Source organism: Xanthomonas campestris pv. badrii, from assembly GCF_012848175.1.
Lineage (GTDB): Bacteria > Pseudomonadota > Gammaproteobacteria > Xanthomonadales > Xanthomonadaceae > Xanthomonas > Xanthomonas campestris_C.
The window spans coordinates 184,257-200,320 of the sequence record NZ_CP051651.1; the positions used below are offsets into that span (position 1 = coordinate 184,257).

The window sequence follows — 16,064 nt, forward strand, 5'->3', positions numbered from 1 at the left end:
TGTTGCAGCAAAAAGGACCCCGCCGAAAGGCGGGGTTTTTTTATGCGCCTCACCCAGGCTTGGCGCATGCACGCGGCGGTTGCCGATGACCGGCGCTCGTCCCGTCAGGACGACGGCGCTGTGCTGGTTGCGGCCCGATCCGGCGACCGATGCGCGTGCGCAGGCGAGCGTTGCTCAGGCGAGTCACTGGCTGCGGCCAACGCGGCGGCATCGTTCGTCTCCTCGATATCGGCGATCTCGTCGATCTCGGTGATCGTGACGCTGCTGCTGGGCCTGGTCTGCGCCTGCGCGCCGGCGTCCTCGATCACCTGCAGGGCGATCTCGCCGACCCGCTGCGCGTACTCCTGTGCCTGGTCCGGCGACAGGCTTTGCACATAGCTGGCCGTGTCTTCCACGTTCTGGATGAGCTCCTCGGGCGAGGACGGCATGCGGGTTGCGAGCGTGGTGCCGTCGGGCCCTCTGAACACCCGCATGACTTGAGCGCCGCCCCAGTTCATCGCCAGCTCTGCGCCACGCGCCATCGGGCCCGGCATGGTCATCGACATCAGCGACATGATCGCGCCGGCGTAGTAGGGCGATGCCGACGAGGATTCGATCAGGCTCTTGTCTGCAAAGGTCTTGGACAGTTTCTCCACGCCCAGGGCCAGCGCCATCACCAGGCTGCCGGAGCACATGGCCTTGAAACGCTCCATTGCGTCCTGGCGGGTCGCATGTGCGTTGAGCGCCGACTGCATCATCACGGTCGTTACAAGGATGGAGTCGGCAACCAGATCGACCGTGCCGATCCGATCCGGTTGGATCAGGTAGACCGTCAGCCCGGTTACTCCGGCCGCAAGCGACGCCAGTGCCAGCTTGGGTGCAATGTCGTGGTTGGTGACCTGGCGCGGGATGGTGGCTGGCTGGTCCTGGTTCTGGTCCACTTGTAGCGCCGTGCTCAGTCGCTTGCTGCATTGGTCCAGCGTCTCCAGCAGGTGCGTGCACTGGGCATTGAGCGTACGGGTGAGCTCGTGCCCTTGGCTCGGGTCGGTGAACGCGCGACGTGCCTGTTGAAACGCTTCTCGGCCGTTCTCCAGAGCGGCGCAGATCTCGTTGAGTTGCGTACGCAGTTGCGCGCTGATCTGGCCGGGCGTCAGGCGTGCACGCAACCGCTGCGCCTGGCTCTGAAAACCGGCGCTTTCTGCAATGCCGGCGCCCAGATGCGACACCTTGTGTTGCAGTCGATTGCCGAGCACGTTCAGGCTGTTCCAGAGGAAGGGCGTGAGCACCATCGCCGCGCACGCGGTCGATGCGGCCGCGGCAAATCCCGGGTTGTTTTCCACTGCTTCGGCCTGGTGCCGCATGGACGGGTTGCCGAATTTCTTGGGCAGTTCGGTGGTGAGGAACAATCCGTTGAGCAAAATGGCGTAGAAGTGCATCTCGTTGGCGTCGCGCCCCAGCTGCCCGCCCATCAGCGGGAACGGAAGCCCGTCGGCGGTGGGGCGCAGCGCAGAGGCCGAAAGCGTCATCACGCCCTTGGTTGCCGCGGCGATGGAATAGGCGAAGGTCTTGGCCTGGTTGCCCAGAAACGGACTGGGGACGACCAGGGGCCACAGATTGACCAGGTTGGCCAGCGATTTCAGCGCCCGTCCGGCCGCAGGTGTGCCGTGCTCCAGCGGCTGCAGCGCGTCTTCCACGGCCTTGATGTCGCCGAGCAATTGCTGACGGAAGCGTGCTTCCAGACCGGTTGCCGCTTCGATGACATCGCGCAGCTGGGTGATCTGCTGGCGGCACGCGGCCAGACTGTGCGGCGCGTGCTGTTCCGGGTCGGTGTGACGCACCATCTGCAGGAATGCAGGATCGTCTGCATGGATCTGCAGCATGGTGCGCAGATCCGCCAGCGACCAGAGATTGGACGCCCCCTTCGATACCGCAGCGTAAGCCTGCTGAACGCCGCTTGCCAATGCCGCGTTTGCACGTGCGGCAAGTGTTGCGGCGGTGGACGGGCCGGAGGCGCGTTCGGGTGAATCGGCCTGCGTTTCAGCGGCGTGCGGCGCCACCGGCGAGGCGTCGTGCTCGGAGTCGGCGGTGGACGCGCGCGAACGGCTGCGCGGAGTGAGCGCCGACAGGCTGGGGTGGAGCGGTGTTTGCGTCGGCGACGTGGCGTCGGCGACCGGAGCGTTGTCGGTATGAGTGTCGTGCAATGGCGCCGGGGAAGAGGGGCCTGCGGTTTGCTGTTTCTTGATCTCCATGCTGGGTTTCCTTGATGGGAGGGAGCGGCCAGCGGGTACTGGCTGGCGCACATGCATCATTCGAACAAGCATGCCCGGCCGCATAATCCGATGCGAACTCCCGCGTTGCAGGAAGAACCAACCAGGCAGGACGGTGGTAACTTGTGATCGCATGACCCGTTGCCACCTGCGCAGGGTCGAGTGCGCTGGGTTCGCAGAAATCGTGGTGGAGGCAACCCCAGCCCGCCGCATCGTTGATCGCCGCCGCACTCCGTGACCACCTGTTGACACCGATGTCATCGCAGTCTTAGCCTCGCTGGGCAGGCGTTTGCGCCGAGCGGTCGGGGGGCCATCGGACAAGGGGCAGCGATGCATGCATCGCTGGCAGGCGTCGTTGCAGTGCACTGCCACGCCGGCTGCGTCCGGCTTCTCCCGGGGATCTTATGAACTGCCGCAGTCATCGCCTTGCCTTGTCGATTTCCGTGTCCCTCGCCATGACCGCCGCGTTCGCGCCGCCGCTCATGGCCCAGCAAACCGAACCGGACGCAGCGCGTGCCACGTCCACCCTGGATGCGGTCAGCGTCACCGGCTCGCGCATCAAACGCGCACAGGTCGAAGGCGCGCAGCCGGTGGTCACCATCTCCGCGCAGCAGATCCAGCAGGAAGGCTTCGCCACCGTCTACGACGTGCTCAACAGCATGAATCAGCAGGGCTCGGTGGAAGCCGACACGCAGTGGGGCTCGCACACGCCCAACGCCTCGCCGATCAACCTGCGCGACCTGGGACCGGGCCGCACGCTGCTGCTGGTCAACAGCCGCCGCGTGGCCGATTACCCGCTGCCCTATGGCGGCGAGAGCAACTTCTCCAATTACAGCAACATCCCCGCCGCTGCGGTAGAACGCATCGACATCCTCACTGGCGGCGCTTCGGCGATCTACGGCTCGGACGCGGTGGCTGGCGTGATCAACGTGATCCTCAAGCGCGACTACCAGGGCGACCAGCTGCGCCTGCGCGGCGGCACCGCCACCGAAGGTGGACGCGACAGCTTCGACGTGTCCTGGGCCGGCGGGCGCACCGGCGAGAACTGGAGCGTGACCTATGCGCTGCAGGCCACCCGGCGCGATCCGTTGAGCGGGCGCGATCGCCCCGAAATGGATGATTCGGACGACATGTCCTACTCCAACTGGACCGGGCAGAACCGCCGCTACGGCTTCAACCCGTTCACCGGCCTGAGCCTGGTCGATGCCAACACCAACGAGCGCCTCGCGCCGCCGGCCGGCACCTGCGCACGCTTCGGCGGCGAATTCATCGACGGCCAGCGCCTGAGCTACGACCAGAACACCGGTGCGCTCACCGACGCCGGCAGTTACTGCGGCATGGCGCGCGATTACGGCGACTGGGGCCTGGTCACCGGCAGCGAGGATTATTCGGCGTATCTGTACGGTACCTGGAAGTTCGGTCAGGCCACCGAGGCCTGGGCCACGCTGTCGGCCAACCGCAGCATCGGGCGCTGGACCTACGACCCGCCGTATGTGCTGCTCGGGCCGTTTCAGGATGCGCGCACCGGGCGTCAGCTGAATGCCATCCGCCAGCTCACCCGCCGCGAAGCCGGTGGCTGGGATCGCCTGGCCAACTACAACAAGGAGCAGTCCTGGGATCTGGGCGCCGGCCTGCGCGGGGTGTGGGCCGACCGCTTCGACTGGGAACTGAGCGTGGGCCGTTCGCGCTACACCGTGGACGAATACATCCGCACCGTGGATACCGCGCGCGCCACCGATTACTTTCTCGGCAGCCCGCTCGGTACCGGTGCCGATGGCAACCCGATCTACGCGGTCAACCAGGCGCGCTGGTACACGCCGTTGTCCGGTAACGAGTACGACGACCTGGTGGCCAAGTCGCATAACTCGGCCTATTCGTGGGTGAACCAGGCCGCTTTCAGCCTCAGTGGCGACGTGGTGCAGGGCTGGGCCGGGCCGATCCGCTTCGCCACCGTGGCCGAAGTCGCCAAGCAGGGCTATCAGCTCTCGCCCGACCCGTGCGCCAACGAGTGCTACCCGGTTGATGTGGTCGACAGTGGGGGCGGCGAGCGCCTGCGTAGTTCGGCCGGTCTGGAATTCCAGATCCCGCTGCTGTCCACGCTCAGCGCCAACATCGCCGGGCGCTACGACCGCTACAGCAACTATCGCTCGTCCGCGGCCATCCAGACCGAGGTGGGCGAACAGAGCGACACCACCTGGAGCGCCGGCCTGGAGTGGCGGCCGGTGGAGAGCCTGCTGGTGCGCAGCACCCTGGCCACCAGCTTCCGTGCACCGGACATGCACTACGTGCTGGGCGAACCCAGTTCCACCAACCAGACCGTGATCGACCAGTACCGCTGCATCACCTCCGGCGCGTACCAGACCGGCGGCTGCAACGACGAGAACAACAACATCTTCTACACCGTGGACGTGAACCGGCGTGGCACGCCGGACCTGCGCTCGGAAACCGGCCGCTCGTTCACCGGCGGGGTGGTGTGGGACATCGTGCAGGGGATGTCGCTGAGCGTGGACTACTACCGCATCCAGCTGGAGGACATGATCAAGGATCTGGACCGCGACGAGATCCTGTCGGCCGAAGCCGGCTGCCGCACCGGCACCACCATCAGCGGCGGTGCCTGGAACAACCCCGGCGGCGCCGGCTACTGCGACACCATCACCTCGCGCGTGACGCGCAATGCCGACGGCACCATCGCCAGCATCGAACGCGGCCCGATCAACCTGGCGCAGATGGAAACCTCCGGCATCGATGCGTCGTTGAAATACCGGCTGAGCACGGCCGGCTGGGGCAACTTCCAGCTGTCGCTGGACTACAACAATCTGCTCGCCTACCGCGAACAGATCTACCGTACCGACAGCGACGAGAACCGTCGCGACGAACGCGTGCGCAGCCGCGTGCGTGGCAGCGTGCATTGGGACAACGGCGGCGCCTGGGACTGGACCGTGTACTTCCGCCGGCTTGGCTCGATGCGCGCGGTCAACTGGGGCACCTGCGCCCGCTTCGATGACGGCTACCAGCCCAGCGCCTCCGACGAGTGCCTGGTCACCGACACCGGCAACGTGAATCTGGGCCAGACCAGCAAGCGCTACTTCGGCCGCGTGGGCCCGGCGATCTACTGGAACCTCAGCACCGGCTACAGGATCACCGACCACGCCAAGGTCAATTTCTACGTCAACAACGTGTTCAACGAAGTGGGCTACGAGAACAAGGAGCGCTTCTACGGCTACGGCTTCTACAACACCACCTTGTTCAACCCGATCGGCCGCGAAGTGGCGGCGGAGTATGTGTTCACGTTCTGAGTGAGGGTCATTGCAGCGGACACGCCACGGCATCGCTGCCGTGGCGTGTGGCAGAGCGATCAGGCAAGGCGCGATGCGGTGCGGCGCAAGCTTGCCAACGCGCGGGTGGCGATGCCGCGCATCTGATCGCTCAAGGCCGCGTCGTCCATGCAGCGCTGCCAGAACTGTTCTGCCATCTCCGCGGCGCGTCGCCATTGTGCGAATTGACCGACCGTGGGCGGTGGACTCTCGATGTCCCTTGGCACGATTTCGCCACTGGATGCCGGCCGCAGCGCCATCGGCAACATGTCGTACACCGGCGCGAGCCGCAGTGGCAACGTGTCGGCAAGCATCAGTGCTGCGTTGCCCAGATGCATGTCGGTATTGCCGATGAGCGTGCCGAACCAGCTGATCACCTCAAGACGCTCGGCATCTTCCGCGCTCAGCCAACCATCGCGTTTGAGCAGCGGTGCAAGCGCGCGCCATGTGCCGACCTCCGACTGCCCATAGAACGCGGCAAAGATCGCCATCAACGAGACAAAGCCGTGGCGGCCCAGCGTCGGGCTGCGATCGAAGCGCGTGGATTCGAGAAAGACGCGCTCGCCGGCCTGCAGCCGCTGCGTCGTTGCGGCTGCGATGCCACCGGCAAGTAGCACCTGGTTGGCCAGGTGCTCCATCTGCAGCAGGTCCGCCCAGCGCCGCCCGGCCGGCTGATCGATCCGGTCGGAGAACTTCACGATGACCGGACGATACATGCCATGTTCGCGCAGTACGGCAGTGAACTTCGGTTGCTCGCCTGCAGCGGACGAACCGACGTCCTCGCCGCGCAGTGCGGCATCGGCACGCTGGAGATACGCCTGCGGGCGGGCTTGGATATCGATGCACTCGGGCTGCTCGATCGACGACAGTGCGCGAGCCAGCGCATGCTCGCCAACGAGCAGGTCGCCGAGCTGGTCGTGACCATCGGACAGCAGCGCGACGAGTGTGTCACTGGGCGACCACAGCATGAGATTTTCCGGTAGCCGCAACGGCCCGGAGACGCGATGTGCCAGATTGCGCCCGAGAAATCCCTGCGGGCGTTGGTCATCCAGAAACCAGGGCAGCGACTCGAACACACCCAGCTGCATCGGCGGATGCAGGAGCACCGGGTTTTCCTGCAGCAGCTCCACGAAGAAGTGGTCGTGATGCAGTGCATGCAGCTGGCCCAGCGCCACAACGCGGGCATGGCTGTCGATGCGGTAGAGCGGCCACGCGCGCGCGCCCCGCACCTCGCCCGCGGCGGCATAGCGGGTGGCGCGCGCGCTGCCGTAGCGGCGCACCGCCGTTCCTGCGGCGGCAACCAGGCGGGAAAGGGTTGCCTTGCTCACGCCCAATCGCCCGGCAAGATCGGCGCCGCGCAACGGGCCGTTGACGCGCAGCGTGGCGACCAGGCGTTCTACTGCTTCGGACTGGGGCATGTCAATCACGAATGAAACGATTTGTGAAACGATATATCAGGTTTGTCCGTATAACAAATACATGAATTTTAAGGTAAATTTAAGAATCTAGGGATGCATCAAGCGTTGGGGGTGAAACGATATTACGGCGTTCCTGGGCTGAAAATAGTGCCCGTAGCGCACCTTGCACAGAGCCGGACGGCCCCAGCCACACTTGAGGACTGACACGTCGGCAGTGCAACACCGTTCATGTCACAGCTGCTGGACACTGTATCCGCCTCCGCTTGCCACGAAGCGCAGGCCCGAAACGCACCTTGGTGTGCCGGGTGAAGGCGCACCCTGCGCTTGGTGCGCGTGCCGTCAGGCGGATGAACCTCCATGCCAGCGCCTTGATCGCACCGCGCCAGTGGCGCGCCGCACTATCCCGCGACACTGCCGCTTCACGGAAGGCCATCGGCGGCCCAGCAGCGATCGGATTGCATTCCGTAGCCCTGATCAACCGTTGCTGCCGTGCCCCTGACGACTTGCCGCGCCACGCAAACATTGCGTCGATGCACATGGTCCGTTGCCGATGAAACAGTAGCATCGCGCAAAAACGCGTGGTATCAATGCATCCCATGAACGCACCCCGCAGCCAGTTTTATTTTTGGTACTACGGTTTTCCGATGCCGCTGGCGGAGGACGGATTGCGCTCACCCTGAAGAAATCTTCAGCAGCATTCCCGAAAAGCCGCCAGCGCACACTGGCGGCTTTTTTGTTGCCGCCTTGCCTGGCTTCCCTGATGCACTGCCGACCCGAGACAACGTTATGCCGCCTGTGACCGATGACCTGCGTATCCGCAAGATCGAAGCCCTTGCCCCTCCCTCGCAGCTGCTGGCGCTGCTGCCCTGCGACGAACGCGCCTCCGAGACCGTGACCCAGTCGCGGGCCGCGCTGCATGAGATCCTGCATGGCCGCGACGACCGCCTGGCAGTGGTGATCGGGCCCTGCTCGATCCACGACCCGGTGGCCGCGATGGACTACGCGCAACGTCTGCGCCCGTTGCGCGACCAGTTCGGCGATGCGCTGGAGATCGTGATGCGGGTGTACTTCGAAAAGCCGCGCACCACCATCGGCTGGAAGGGCCTGATCAACGATCCGGATCTGGACGGCAGTTTCCAGATCAACAAGGGCCTGCGCGTGGCGCGTGGCCTGCTGCGCGACATCAACAACCTGGGCCTGCCGGCCGGCGTCGAGTTTCTCGACATCATCTCGCCGCAGTACATCGCCGACCTGGTGGCCTGGGGCGCAATCGGCGCGCGCACGACCGAAAGCCAGGTGCATCGCGAAATGGCCTCGGGGCTGTCGTGCCCGGTGGGGTTCAAGAACGGCACCGGCGGCGACGTCAAGATTGCGGTGGACGCGGTGGGCGCGGCCTCGCATCCGCACCATTTCCTGGCCGTGACCAAGGACGGCCACACCGCGGTGGCGGCCACGGCCGGCAACCCGGATTGCCACGTGATCCTGCGCGGCGGCAAGGTGCCCAATTTCGATGCGGCCAGTGTGGAGGCGGCCAGCCAGGTGCTGAATAAATCCGGCCTGCCGGCGCGCCTGATGATCGATGCCAGCCACGCCAACAGCAGCAAGAATCCCGAGAACCAGCCCAAGGTGGTCCAGGACATCGCAGCGCAGCTGGAAGGCGGCGAAACGCGCATTGTCGGCGTCATGGTCGAAAGCCATCTGGTCGGCGGCCGCCAGGAACTGGTTCCCGGGTGCGAGCTGACTTACGGCCAGAGCATCACCGATGGCTGCATCGACTGGGACTCCTCGGTGCAGGTACTGCAACGGCTGGCGACGGCGGTGCGCACGCGTCGCGCACGCCGCATCGATGAGGCTGCGTGAGGCAAGGATGCCGGCCGAGTCGAAGGTGCTGGATGCGCCGATGCGGGCATGCGTGCGCTGAGCAGATGCGCGCCCGCCTGGCGGCCGCGCAGGCGGGCTGCCCGCCGTTCAAAAACACCGGGCCGACTGCAGTAGCCGGCCCGGCGGGTCGAACACACCACCCACGGTGACCTGTCGCTGCGGTGGCCAGGAGGAGGGCGCCGTCTGCACCGCGACCGAACAGGTGGCCACACCATCCGCCGCGCACATGACCTGCGCATGTCGTTACGTGGCGCAGGCGGACATGAAGTTCCAAAACGGTTAACCGCACGCCCTGCCCGTGCTCGCTGCGCGCCTGTGGCCGCATTCACGCTGCTGCGTCGGCGCACCCGCGATAGTGGTTGCAGACTCGTCTTGCACCCGTGCCCATGCCCTCTGTTCGCGATCGCTTCCAGCGCTGGCCCCGGCCGTGGCGTCTTGCAGTGGTCGTGGTGTTGGCGCTGTACGTGCTGTACCTGCTGGCCGGCAACATCTATCTCAATACCCCGTTGTTCGATGCCAGCACCAACCGGCAGCCGCACAAGTTCACCATGCAGACCGGCCCGGCACTGACGCTGTTCCCGGGCGAGGTGATGGCCTGGAACGTGCGCATGCGCGGGCAGGCCAACCGCACCGTGTACGTCTTCCACGCCGATCGGGCGCATGCGCGCATCGCATTGCTGGCCCTGTTCCGGCGCGAAGTGCGCCTGCCGTGGTTGCATGCCACCAATGTCAGCGCAGAAGTCGATCGCTCCGGCACCCCCATTGCGCCACCACCGCGCGGCAACCGGGGCTGGACGCTGCGTTTCGATGCGATCACCAGCAACAGCATCCGCAGTGCGCGCCTTGGCAAGTTGCTGATCGCCGGCAATGGACACGGCAAGGTCGGCTTTCTGAAGCAGCTCAAGGGCGGCCCATCGGAGCTGTTCGCCTCCGAAGCCGGCTTCGAGAACGCGGTGGTCAGCTACGACGGCGTACAGGTCTTCAATGGCGCCCAGCTGGACGCGCAGTTTCAGTTTCCGCGCCATTACCGCGACCAGGCCCCGGGCCTGCGCAAGCTCGGCATCACCCAGGCGCGGCTGCAGCTGAAAGCCAGCACGGTGGCGCTGAAGATCGATACCGGTGCACCGCATGTGGACATCCGCAGCGGGCCGTCGGCAGCGCGGGTGGAGGCCGACATCGCGCTGGCCAACGGTGCACTGCAGCCGGGCAGCCATGCGGTATGGCGGCTGCCGTTGATGGCCGGGGTGGGGGCCACCGACCGCGGCATGCTTGCGCTGCAACTGGACGTGGCACAGGACATCCGCGTGCAGGCGCGGCTGCCGCGCGATGAAGACACCGGGAGCGAGTTGCACGCCGACCTGCGCATCGCCGGCCGCAGCATTCCGTTCGAGCAGCCGGCGCAGCTGCTCCCGCGTCTGTCCGGCCAGGTACAGGGGCGCTGGAAGTTCGAATCGCTGAACTGGATCGCCGAGCTGTTCGTGCGCAAGCCCTGGTTCCAGCTGGAAGGCGGCGGGCTGGTCGAGGCCGACCTGCGCCTGGCGCAGGGGCGGCTGACCAGTGGCAGCAGCCTGGAGATTCCGCGGGTCGACGCGGTGGCGCAGGTGTTCGATACGCGTCTGGCGGGTGTCGCCAACGCACGTGGGCGCATCGACGACGCCGCCACGCCGCAGGCGCATCTGGACGTGCGCATTCCCACCTTCAAGGCCGCATCGCGCGATGCGCCGCGGCAGGTGTTGCTGGACGGCCGCGACCTGCAGCTGGCCATGCATGGCGACGCCGAGCTGGCGCGCCTGCGCGATACGCTGAAGGCGCAGCTGCGCTTCAGCGATGCGCAGGTGCCCGACCTGACCGTCTACAACCGCTATCTGCCGGGCAACAACCTGCGCCTGCTCGGGGGGCGCGGCAGCCTGACCGGCGATGTCGCGCTCAACGCCTCCGGCGATGTGGGCAGCGGTCATGCGCATCTGCGCGGCCAGGGCGCACATCTGGCGCTGGCCGGCGTGCAGATGCGCGGCGACGCCGAACTGCAGGCGCAGCTGCAGCGTGCCGACTTCAAGGACAAGTTCTTCGATCTCAGCGGTACCCGCGTACGCCTGCGCAACATGCGGGTGGGCGAAGACAGTGCCGATGCCGGCTGGTGGGGCGAGTTGCTGGTCGGTGCCGGCACCATCCAGGCCAGCGCGCCGTTCCAATTGGATGCAGATGCCGCGTTGCACATGCGCGATGCCGCACCGCTGTTGTCGGTGTTCGCACAACGCAGCGATTATCCGCGCTGGGTGGTGGGCTTGCTGGACTCGGGGCAACTCGACGCAACCGGACGGGTGCGCTGGCGCAAGCAGCAACTCACCGTCGACGATCTGCATGCCGAAAACCAGCGCCTGTCCTTGCGTGCCCGCCTGGCGCTCGACGACGCACAGCGGCGCGGCGATCTCTACCTGCGCTGGGGCGTGCTCGGTGCCGGCATCGAACTGGATGGCAAGCAACGCCAATGGCATCTGGCTGGCGCACGCGAGTGGTATGAGTCGCAGCCTGGCCTGTTGCCTGCGGTGTCCAGGAGCAAGTAGGGCACACGCTCGGCCGAAGGCTGCGCATGCTTCGCCTCAAGCGCGATGTGCGCAGGCGGTTGGCTGGCAGGTCGGTATGGGACTGATGTTTCGGTCCGATGGTGCAGCCTTGTGGCGGCATTGAAGATCATGCCGCGCCTTGCGCGTGATGCATGCGGATGCTGGCAACGCGCCGCGGGGGTACCTGTTGCATCGGTGGCTACGCGCTGTGTCGCCGATCGCAACCAGTAACCCTCCCGGCGCCATGGCCGCGGCCACGATGCAAACCGGGAGACCTCAAGGGGGAGCCCGCTGCGCACCGCACTCACGGCCCGCTTGCCACACTGCGCGGCGCCGCGTGCGCGGCCCTTGAGGAGCCTGCCGTCATGACGATGCCGCCTCGCGCCCGCTGGCGCGCCTTGCCGCGTGCCCTGCGCTGGCCATTGCTGGCCGTGATCGCGCTGTACGCAAGCTATCTGTTGCTGGGCAACCTGCTGCTCAATACTCCGCTGGGACCGGCTGCGCTCAATCGCAAGCCGGAGACATTCGCCATGCAGTGGGGACCGGCGCTGACCTGGTGGCCGGGTCGGCTGGTGCTGTGGGACGTCGCCCTGCAGGGGCGCTCCACGCGTCACCGCTGGACTGTCAGCGCCCAGCGCATGAGCGGGCAGATCCGGTTGTTGCCGCTGCTGCACCGCCAGCTGCTGGTGCCACAGTTGCAGGTGCATGGCGTGCGCGCCGCGCTGCAGGCCACAACGCTGCCAGCAGCTGTGGCAAACACGTCATCTGCCGGCGCCGCCGCCTCCACACAGCGGCCCGTCGCTACCGCAGGCGCAATATCGGAGAAATCCGCCGGGGAAGCGCGTGCCACCGTCACCGCCGCGCCACAGGCATCAGCTCCTGCTGCAACGCCAACCGCATCAGGCGGCACGACCTCCAATCAGGCAGATGGCGCTGCTTCGCAGTCAAATACAGCCGCTCGGCCGGGAACGCAGCCACCGGCGCCCAAGCAGCCTGTGGCTCGCGCATGGACGCTGCAGTTCGACCGCATCGATGCCGAGCAGGTGCAGGCGTTGTCGCTGCACCAGCTACACATCGAAGGGCAGGGGCAGTTGCAGTTGGGGGTGTTCAAGCAGCTGCGCGGTGGGCCGATGGAGCTGTTTCCCTCGCGCGCCAGCTTCGATAAGGCGCGCGTGCGTTGGGGCCAGAGCGAGATGCTGCGCAACGGGCAGCTCCGCCTGGAAGCCGGCATCGCCCGGCACAGGCCCGATCAGGCGCGTGGGGTGGCGTTGCTGCAGCTCACCGATGCCTTGCTGGCCGTGCATGGCGACACCGCGGCGCTGGATGTCACGCGCAATACGCAGGGCCGCCACCGCGTCGTGACCCGGCCGGGGAAGGGACGCGCAGACGGCGAGTTGCGCTGGGCGCGCGGTGCCCTGCAGCCGGGCAGCCAGTTGCACTGGCGCGCACCCTTGCACGACAGCACGCGCGCACCGGCAGCCTTGCTGGGCGAACTCACCGCACAGCTGCAGGTGGATGAAGACATGCGCCTGAAGATCGCCATGCCCGAGCCCGCCGATGCTGGACTCACCCTGGATGCGGATCTGCGCGTGCAGGGCAGGCAGGTGCCGCTGGGCGGTCTGCGCGCGTTGTTGCCGCGCACGTCCGGGCATGCCCGCCTGCATTGGCAGCTGGCCTCGCTCAGCTGGATTCCGGCGCTGTTTCCCGATGTGGATTGGCTCACCCTGGAAGGCGATGGCCTGGTCGATGCCGATCTGCGGATCGACCGTGGCCGCCTCGGTGCCGGCAGCCGCCTGCAGGTACCGCATGTGCGTGCGCAGGTCGGCGTGATGGGCCACGCGATCGCGGGCCAGGCCAGTGCCGATCTGCGCGTGGCCGCCGACGCCAACGGCCAGTTGCTACCCGCGCTCGCAATGCAAATGCAGCAGTTTTCGATTGCGCATACCGATGCGCCAACACGTCCATTCGTGCAAGGCCACGATCTGCGGTTGGACCTGCGCACGCGTGCCGATGCGCGCAACCTGGCCAGTCTGCGCGATGCCACGCGCGCGCATCTGACCTTTGCCAATGCACGTGTACCGGATCTGCGTGCCTACAACCGCTATCTGCCGCAACAGCAGTTGCGCTTCGATGGTGGCAACGGCGTGCTCAGTGGCGACCTGCAGATCGAACCGGGTGGACGGATCGGCACCGGTGGGTTACGCATCGGTGCGCGTGCGGCGCGCCTACAATTTGCAGGGCTTGCGATGCGTGGCGATGTGGATGCGGACCTGCGCCTGCAGCGCGGCGATCTGCGCGAGGAAACCTTGCGCCTGGATGCCAGCACCGTACAGCTGCGCAACGTCGGCTTCACCGGTCCGGATGGACAGCGCCGCGATGGATGGTGGGCGCGCATCGTGCTGGACGACACGCGCATGCAATGGCGGCAGCCGATCGGTGTGGATGGGCGGGTGCGCATCCAGGTACGCGACCTGGCATTTCTGATGGCGTTGTATACGCGCGACCGTTCCATTCCGAACTGGATGTTGCGGCTGGTGGATGCAGGCCAGGCGCAGGTGACTGGCCGCGTGCATTGGCAAGGCGAGGCGGTCATCGTCGATCGGCTGCAGGCGCGCAACGATCGCTTCCAGGTCGATGCGCGCCTGCGCCTGCAGGGCCGCCAGCGCAGCGGCAGCCTGCTTGCGCGCTGGGGCATGCTCAGTGCGGCGGTGGGCCTGCGCAACGACACGCCCGAATGGCACCTGCTGCGTGCGCCGGAGTGGTATCGGGCGCAGCCGGATCTGCTGCGGTGAATACCTGCAGCGCCAGCACCATGTGAAGAAAACCGAGCCAGTTCTGTACTGTCTGGTGTTGTTTTGCAGTGCAGCGTGCAAGTCGCATCCGGGGCGCGCACTATGATCCTGCATCCCGACGTGGGGGAGGGAGCAAAGCCCGCTGGCAGTTCGCTGCAAGCGGGCTTTTTATTGCCTGGCGTCTGCCGGGTCAAGCGTACGCAGTGCGGCCACGCCGCGTCTTTGGGCTTATTTTCCCTGCAATTGCAGCATCCACAGCGAACTGCCACCGGTGATGAAGAGCCGCTGCTGGGGTGGGTCGAACGTGCAGTTGGAGGCGGTCTGCGGAGTGGGCACCTGCCCGAGCAGGCGCCCGGCGGCATCGAAGATGCAAATGCCGGTGGCCGAGCTGCTCCACAGCCAGCCCTGATCATCCACGCAGAAGCCATCGGCAATGCCCTCGGGCACCACCGCAAAGCGGCGCGGATCGTGCAGTGCACCATCGTGCCAATCGAAGGCGGTGATCTCCGCTGTGCCGGGGCCATGCTCCGGCGTCTGCGAGATATACAACACCCGCTCATCTGGCGAAAACGCCAGCCCGTTGGGGTGGTCCAGCCGGGCCAGGCATTGCAACGGTCCGCCATCGGGCGGCAGCCGGTACACGCCGTGGAAATCGAGCTCCTGCTCGCCAGGACAGCCCTGGCTGGGCTTGAGCAGGCCGAACGGTGGGTCGGTGAACCAGAGCGCGCCGTCGCGCGCCACGGTCAGGTCGTTCGGCGAATTGAGCCGCTTGCCCTCGAAACGGCCCACCAGCAGATGCGCGCGGCCGTGCGCATCGCTGCGGGTGATCGCGCGGCGCCCATGTTCGCAATGCACCAGCCGCTGCTGCGCATCCACGGCATTGCCGTTGGTGAAGGCGGTGGCATCCAGCAACACGTCCACTGCGCCGTCTTCGCGCCAGCCCAGCACGCGGCGGCCGACGACATCGCTCCAGACCAGGGTGCGTTGCGCTTCCCACCAGGCCGGGCCTTCGGACCAGGTGGCCTGGTCGTACAAGGTGGACAGCCGTGCATCGCCCAGGCGCGTGGCCAGTGCCGCATCGTGCGCGCGTGGCGGTGCGCAGTGCGTTGGCTGCGCCGGGCCAGGTGCACGCACGCGGCAGTGCGCCTGCATCAACGCGGTGCCTCGTGACCGAACGGATGCGCAACCGCCGCGGCCGGCGCTTGCGCAAACTGCACGAGCATCTGCAGGCAAGGGGTGTCACCCAGCTGGCCGGAGCGGTGGCCGCGTGCATCGGCAGTGCCCTGGTCCTGGCCGAAGTGGATATCGCCAGGACCCATCTCCACACGCGTGCCGTCGCCGGTCTCGATGAACCAGCGGCCGCGCAACGGAATCACCCATTGCGGATGCGGGCTCTCATGCCAGTCGCCGACCCAGCCCACCGGCAGCACCGCGAACTGGATGCCGAGCACCTCGCCGGGAAAGGGCCGCAGCCATTGCGGCGCCGCACTGCCACCCACGCTCTTGCTGCCGAAGCCGGGCAATTGCGAGGGATTGAGCCGGCTGTTGCCGTCCGGGCCGGTCCACAGATGCAGGAACGGCAGGCTGGGCGGCAGATCGAGATCGTTGCCGTCGTTGTCCAGCGGGATCTGGGACGGCAGCAGCGCGGCAGGCAGGAGCGTGGGCATGGCAGGGCCTCGTGCGAAAAACGCAGTGCAACACGGGCATTGTCAGGGCGGCGTAAGCGATCTGTTCAATGCAGCGAAAACGCGCCTGGCGCTGCGACCTTGCGTGTGATCTACGTGCATTCCGCGTTGCAGGCGGCCAAGGCGTTCTGGTGCCGGGACTGCCCTATCGTCTGCCGTGCATG

Annotated in this window: 8 protein-coding genes; 4 read left to right on the plus strand and 4 right to left on the minus strand. The window is 66.6% G+C overall.

The genetic code is table 11. The features are described from left to right. Positions 1 to 104: 104 nt before the first annotated feature. Positions 105 to 2,228, minus strand: coding sequence for a XopX family type III secretion system effector (xopX, locus tag HG421_RS00825; protein WP_168968386.1), 2,124 nt, complete (start codon positions 2,226 to 2,228; stop codon positions 105 to 107). A 500-nt stretch (positions 2,229 to 2,728) separates the two neighbouring features. Between xopX and HG421_RS00830 the strand changes: the two genes are divergently transcribed. Further along, positions 2,729 to 5,542 carry a TonB-dependent receptor plug domain-containing protein gene (locus HG421_RS00830; protein WP_169708048.1) on the plus strand — a complete coding sequence of 938 codons (2,814 nt, stop codon included), beginning with the start codon at positions 2,729 to 2,731 and terminating at the stop codon, positions 5,540 to 5,542. Between the two features lie 59 nt (positions 5,543 to 5,601). Here HG421_RS00830 and yjjJ read toward each other — a convergent pair whose 3' ends face one another. Continuing rightward, the gene (yjjJ, locus tag HG421_RS00835) at positions 5,602 to 6,987 is read right to left on the minus strand and encodes a type II toxin-antitoxin system HipA family toxin YjjJ (RefSeq protein WP_168968388.1); all 1,386 of its coding nucleotides are present in this window, start codon (positions 6,985 to 6,987) and stop codon (positions 5,602 to 5,604) included. 777 nt (positions 6,988 to 7,764) lie between these two features. Between yjjJ and HG421_RS00840 the strand changes: the two genes are divergently transcribed. The 3 genes from HG421_RS00840 (at position 7,765) to HG421_RS00850 (ending at position 14,215) form a co-directional block, all read left to right on the plus strand. After that, complete coding sequence (locus tag HG421_RS00840) at positions 7,765 to 8,838, plus strand: 3-deoxy-7-phosphoheptulonate synthase (protein ID WP_168968390.1); 1,074 nt, start codon at positions 7,765 to 7,767, stop codon at positions 8,836 to 8,838. A 407-nt stretch (positions 8,839 to 9,245) separates the two neighbouring features. Next, on the plus strand, positions 9,246 to 11,423 hold the full coding sequence (locus HG421_RS00845) for a hypothetical protein (protein WP_168968392.1): 2,178 nt from the start codon (positions 9,246 to 9,248) through the stop codon (positions 11,421 to 11,423). Positions 11,424 to 11,788: 365 nt separating this feature from the next. Beyond that, positions 11,789 to 14,215, plus strand: a complete 2,427-nt coding sequence (locus HG421_RS00850; RefSeq protein ID WP_168968394.1) for a hypothetical protein — start codon at positions 11,789 to 11,791, stop codon at positions 14,213 to 14,215. Positions 14,216 to 14,443: 228 nt separating this feature from the next. Here HG421_RS00850 and HG421_RS00855 read toward each other — a convergent pair whose 3' ends face one another. Together HG421_RS00855 and HG421_RS00860 are read right to left on the minus strand one after the other, a co-directional pair. After that, a complete protein-coding gene (locus HG421_RS00855; protein WP_168968396.1) occupies positions 14,444 to 15,367 on the minus strand; it encodes an SMP-30/gluconolactonase/LRE family protein in 924 nt (307 codons plus the stop codon). Beyond that, positions 15,367 to 15,882 (minus strand): hypothetical protein, encoded by a 516-nt coding sequence (locus tag HG421_RS00860; protein ID WP_168968398.1) that lies wholly within the window; start codon positions 15,880 to 15,882, stop codon positions 15,367 to 15,369. The genes HG421_RS00855 and HG421_RS00860 overlap by 1 nt, the downstream gene beginning before the upstream one ends. Between the last annotated feature and the right edge of the window lie 182 nt (positions 15,883 to 16,064).

What these genes read in the sequence shown, in the direction of transcription:
- HG421_RS00845 (WP_168968392.1), top strand. Translation starts at nt 9,246, where the DNA reads ATGCCCTCTGTTCGCGATCGCTTCCAGCGCTGGCCCCGGCCGTGGCGT.
- HG421_RS00850 (WP_168968394.1), top strand. Translation starts at nt 11,789, where the DNA reads ATGACGATGCCGCCTCGCGCCCGCTGGCGCGCCTTGCCGCGTGCCCTG.
- HG421_RS00855 (WP_168968396.1), bottom strand. Translation starts at nt 15,367, where the DNA reads ATGCAGGCGCACTGCCGCGTGCGTGCACCTGGCCCGGCGCAGCCAACG.
- HG421_RS00830 (WP_169708048.1), top strand. Translation starts at nt 2,729, where the DNA reads ATGGCCCAGCAAACCGAACCGGACGCAGCGCGTGCCACGTCCACCCTG.
- HG421_RS00860 (WP_168968398.1), bottom strand. Translation starts at nt 15,882, where the DNA reads ATGCCCACGCTCCTGCCTGCCGCGCTGCTGCCGTCCCAGATCCCGCTG.
- xopX (WP_168968386.1), bottom strand. Translation starts at nt 2,228, where the DNA reads ATGGAGATCAAGAAACAGCAAACCGCAGGCCCCTCTTCCCCGGCGCCA.
- HG421_RS00840 (WP_168968390.1), top strand. Translation starts at nt 7,765, where the DNA reads ATGCCGCCTGTGACCGATGACCTGCGTATCCGCAAGATCGAAGCCCTT.